Source organism: Bradyrhizobium sp. (genome assembly GCF_049512235.1).
Classification (GTDB): Bacteria; Pseudomonadota; Alphaproteobacteria; order Rhizobiales; family Xanthobacteraceae; genus Bradyrhizobium.
On sequence record NZ_JBEKXH010000493.1, the window covers coordinates 1 to 4695 of the forward strand.

General features: G+C 60.2%; 4 protein-coding genes. 1 reads left to right on the forward strand and 3 read right to left on the reverse strand.

What is annotated here, in order from left to right; translation table 11 throughout:
* The 3 genes from ABSG20_RS30250 to ABSG20_RS30260 all read right to left on the reverse strand — a co-directional run.
* The coding region (locus ABSG20_RS30250; RefSeq protein ID WP_423868128.1) for a Clp protease N-terminal domain-containing protein at positions 1-1250 on the reverse strand (1250 nt) is incomplete at its 3' end.
* A gap of 253 nt (positions 1251-1503) precedes the next feature.
* Complete coding sequence (gene clpS, locus ABSG20_RS30255) at positions 1504-1836, reverse strand: ATP-dependent Clp protease adapter ClpS (RefSeq protein WP_423868131.1); 333 nt, start codon at positions 1834-1836, stop codon at positions 1504-1506.
* A 425-nt stretch (positions 1837-2261) separates the two neighbouring features.
* Entirely contained in the window at positions 2262-2603 is a 342-nt protein-coding gene (locus ABSG20_RS30260) for a phasin family protein (RefSeq protein ID WP_423868129.1), read from the reverse strand.
* 394 nt (positions 2604-2997) lie between these two features.
* On the opposite strand from ABSG20_RS30260, the gene ABSG20_RS30265 reads away from it, so the two are divergent.
* Positions 2998-4695, forward strand: a 1698-nt coding sequence (locus ABSG20_RS30265; protein ID WP_423868130.1) for a D-alanyl-D-alanine carboxypeptidase family protein, incomplete at its 3' end; no start/stop codon positions are given.

Sequence of the window (4695 nt, forward strand, 5' to 3'; positions counted from 1 at the left end):
TGCGCCGCGCCGGATTCATCGATAACGTCGATCGCCTTGTCGGGCAGCTTGCGGTCATGAATGTAACGCGACGACAGCTGCACCGCTGCCTCGATAGCCTCGTTGGTGTATTTCAGCCGGTGGTAGTCCTCGAAATACGGTTTCAAACCCTTGAGGATCGCGATCGCGTCCTCCACCGTCGGCTCGTTGATATCGATCTTCTGGAACCGGCGCACCAGCGCGCGATCCTTTTCAAAATGCTGGCGATATTCCTTGTAGGTCGTCGAGCCCATGCAGCGGATGGTACCGGAAGCCAGCGCCGGCTTTAACAGATTGGATGCGTCCATCGCGCCGCCGGAAGTCGCGCCGGCACCGATCACTGTGTGAATTTCGTCGATGAACAGAATGGCGTTGGGATGGGCCTCGAGTTCCTTGAGCACCTGCTTCAGCCGCTCCTCGAAATCGCCACGGTAGCGCGTTCCTGCGAGCAAGGTGCCCATGTCTAGCGAGAACACCGTGGCCGCCGCCAATACTTCCGGAACTTCGCTGTCGACAATGCGCTTGGCGAGGCCCTCCGCGATCGCGGTCTTGCCGACGCCGGCCTCGCCGACAAACAAGGGATTATTCTTCTGCCGGCGGCAGAGCACCTGAATGGCGCGGTTAATTTCGGAGTTGCGTCCGATCACGGGATCGATCTTGCCATCGCGCGCCTTCTTGTTGAGGTTCACGCAGTAAGTATCGAGCGCCTCGCCCTTTTTCTTGGAATCCTCATTGCCCTTTGTCTCGGTCTCTTCGTCGACCCCGCGCACCGGGCGGGCTTCGGACACGCCGGGGCGCTTGGCTATGCCATGGCTGATATAATTCACCGCGTCGTAGCGCGTCATGTCCTGCTCTTGCAGGAAATAGGCGGCATGGCTCTCGCGTTCCGCGAAGATCGCGATCAGAACGTTGGCGCCGGTGACTTCCTCGCGGCCCGATGACTGGACGTGAATGACGGCGCGCTGGATCACGCGCTGGAAGCCCGCGGTCGGCTTGGCATCGTCTGCGCCGTCCGTGACCAGGTTTTCGAATTCGGTCTCGAGATAGTTGACGAGACTGGTGCGCAGCTTGTCGAGATCGACACTACAGGCGCGCATGACGGCGGCCGCGTCGGAGTCATCGATCAGCGACAGCAGAAGGTGTTCAAGCGTCGCATATTGATGATGACGCTCGTTCGCGATCGCCAGCGCACGATGCAGGGATTGTTCAAGGCTCTGGGAAAAAGTCGGCATTCGCGTCCTCTGTGGCCCCCGCCATCATGATCGTCGTTGCCCGTTCAGGCAACAACAAACCTTTGTCGTATATAGTTACAGCCGATCGTGGCAAAAGACCGGTTCCGCGGCTCATTTAAGCCCAGACCATACCTTGGATCGGCAAAATGGGGCAGCGCGGCCCAATATTTCGTGCCGGCGTGGCCGGTTCGCCGCGCTTTTAAAGTGAAATTGATGCAAAACTTGTTCCCATTTGCAGTAATTTGCCCCAACGCTACTTTTTTTCCATCACGCATTGCAGGGGATGCTGGTTCTTACGGGCGAAATCCATCACCTGCGTCACCTTGGTTTCAGCGATCTCGTAGGTGAATACGCCACACTCCCCGATACCGTGATGATGGACGTGCAGCATGATCTTGGTTGCGGCTTCGACATCCTTCTGGAAGAACTTCTCCAGCACGAGAACGACAAATTCCATCGGCGTGTAATCGTCGTTGAGGATCAGGACCCGATAGTGATTCGGTCGCTTGGTCCTTGGTTTGACCTTGGCGATAACGGAAGTGGCCGGACCGCCGGCCCCCCCCGCGCGGTTCTCATCGTTGCCCATCCGAGCAGCAGATGCGACGACGGCGGCTGGCGCGGGATCAAGACTGGAAGCTAATTCCAACATGGCACAGGCGTTCGAAATCTCCACAGGAAACCAGAAAGCGAAGGGGTAATGTTCTCCTGCCGGAGCCATCCAAAGAGTTCCCAGACACCTTCAAGATCGCCGCTCCCGGCCGGCCCGACCCCGTCAGTTGGATCTATGACAGGAATATGGGTCAGCCATCGGTTCGCCGCAAGCGCGCAAATCTCGACCAAAATGCCACCCGCAGCGGCCCGACTCCCGGCTCGGCGATCCGGGAAAGTCTAATCAATCCTGCCGGATTTGACAAAGCAAAGCGCGACCTGCGGGTCGCGCGATAGTCCCTTCCAAAGAAAAAGCCCGGCCACAAGGGCCAGGCTTTTTGATTTCCGCAGACATCCCTGACGTCAGGCGGCAGCCGCCGGCGTGAACTTGGCGACCATGCTTTCCAGCGGCTTAAAGGTCTGCTTGGCGAGATCGGTATAGAGGCCCGCGATCTTCTGCGACTCGGCCACGAAGGCCTCATAGGCGGACTTCATGTATTCGGTCTGGACTTCGAGCGCTTTGTCCAGCGACTTCACACCGGACAGCTTCTCGACAAACGATTTGGTGTCTTCAAACGACTTCTTGGCGTAATCGCCGTAGGCAACGGCGATAGCCTGAACGCCATTCTGCACCGTGGTCGCCGATGCGACGACCGACTCAAGGTGCTCTTTGCCGTATTGCTGCAAGTCTTCAACTTTGATCATGCTGGATTCCTTCCCTGACTGGTGTTGATGCTGATCTGCCGGGGATGCCCGGCTACACCATTTAGATAGTGCGCCGCACAATAAAGTCAAGTTTTTTTGTGCGACGCACAAACGATGGCGAAATTCGGTGAAATCCCGAGGGATCCAGCAATGGTTGCTTAATCATTTGGAAACTCTGGGCACCTAACCTGATTCTCAGGCCTGCCCGGTCTCCAGACGGGCGGTCGAAAGACTCTTGTGTACAGACCGTTAGCTGGAATAGCGGCGCGAACTGCGGTGCGTCCGGGAATGACCCGGTCGGTTGTGCAGTTCGAGCGAGCAACGTCACCGACGTTTGGGCTTGATTTGGCCTCACGAACCGGTGATTAAGACAGCAATAGGGACGGGGAAGTTTATGCTTCGTACAACCTTGGCGTCCCCGCGTGGTTTGCGGGTTTGGGCTCTCGGGCTGGTCACGGTGGCCACGGCGGTCATTTTCACCAATAGCGCCGCCGACGCGCGCCACCACCGGCATGGATCTGCGCACCACTCGCGCCATCACGAGGAAGAGAGCTACAGCCCGGCCTTCTCCTCCATCATCGTCGACGGCAACTCCGGCGCCACCCTCTTCGCCAACAATCCCGACGCCAGCCGCCATCCGGCCTCGCTTACCAAAATCATGACGCTCTATTTGCTGTTCGAGCGTCTCGATGCCGGCAAGATGAAGCTCGATACGGAAATGGACGTCTCCGAACACGCTTCCGAACAAGCTCCGACCAAGCTCGGCCTGCGCCCGGGGCAAACCATCCGGGTCGAAGACGCCATCAAGGGACTGGTGACGCGCTCCGCCAACGACGCGGCCGTCGTGATCGCGGAAGCCATCGCCGGCGACGAAAGCGATTTCGCCAAACTGATGACCCGCAAGGCCCGCGCGCTCGGCATGGTCAGGACGGTTTATCGCAATGCGTCCGGCCTGCCCGACGACGATCAGGTGACGACCGCGCGCGATCAATCGACGCTGGGCCGCGCCATCCAGGACCGTTTCCCACGTTATTACCGCTATTTCTCAACGGTGGCGTTCGACTATCACGGCCAATCGATCCGCAACCACAACCATCTGTTGGGCAGCGTCGAGGGCGTCGATGGCATCAAGACTGGCTACACCCGAGCGTCCGGCTTCAATCTCGTCACCTCGATGCACCGCGGCAACCGCCATCTGGTCGGCGTGGTCATGGGAGGTCGCAGCGGCAGTTCGCGCGACGCCATCATGCGTAACCTGCTTGCCGACAACCTCGAAAAAGCTGCGACCAGGCGTTCGGTCGCCGCGATCACCGAGCGAAATGCTGATGGCAACGCCAACGTTGCGGAGGCCGAATCCGAGTCACGGGCGACGCCAATGATTGAGGCCCCAGCCGCAATCGAGGTCGCGTCCGCTTCCCCCGAATCCGTCGGCCTGCCGCCGGCCCGTTCGACCGGCCCGACTTCAGGACCGGTCGCAGCTGGTGCGGCTGCGCCGCAAACCAAGGCCGAACCCGCCCCGCTTACCAACGGGGTGATCCAGGTCCAAGCCATCGCCGCAATCCCCGGCTCGTCCGAACCGATGAAGCCCGTCAGGGTCAGGACGGTTCATGTCAAGGCTGGACAAATGAAGCTGGCCTCGGCCGTTTCGCCGCAGCCGGCTACGCCTGTCACCAACGCAATTTCGCCCGCCCGCGCGGAAGTGCCGGAGACGTCAGGCGCGGTTGTCGCCAAAGCGGAAACGATCAAGGCCGAAACCAGCAAGGACGACGTTCCCGGGATGCCGCAGCAGCCGGCGAACCACGGCACGGGAAATGGCTTGCTGGGCGTCCTTCCGGCATCCAGCCTGCCCTCCTCGGCCACCTCCCAGGCGATGGCCTACGCCGATCCCGCGCCCCAACCACAACCACCGGTCGTTCAGCAAAACAGCGCCGTCAAGCCTGCCGCAGCCCGTACCGGATGGATCATTCAGGTCGGCGCGCTGGAGAGCGAGGACGAAGCGCGGCAGCGCATCGATGCGGCGCGTAGCCAGGCCCACGGTCTGCTCGCCAAGGCCGATCCGTTTACCGAACCGGTTGTTGCCAAAGGCGAGAAG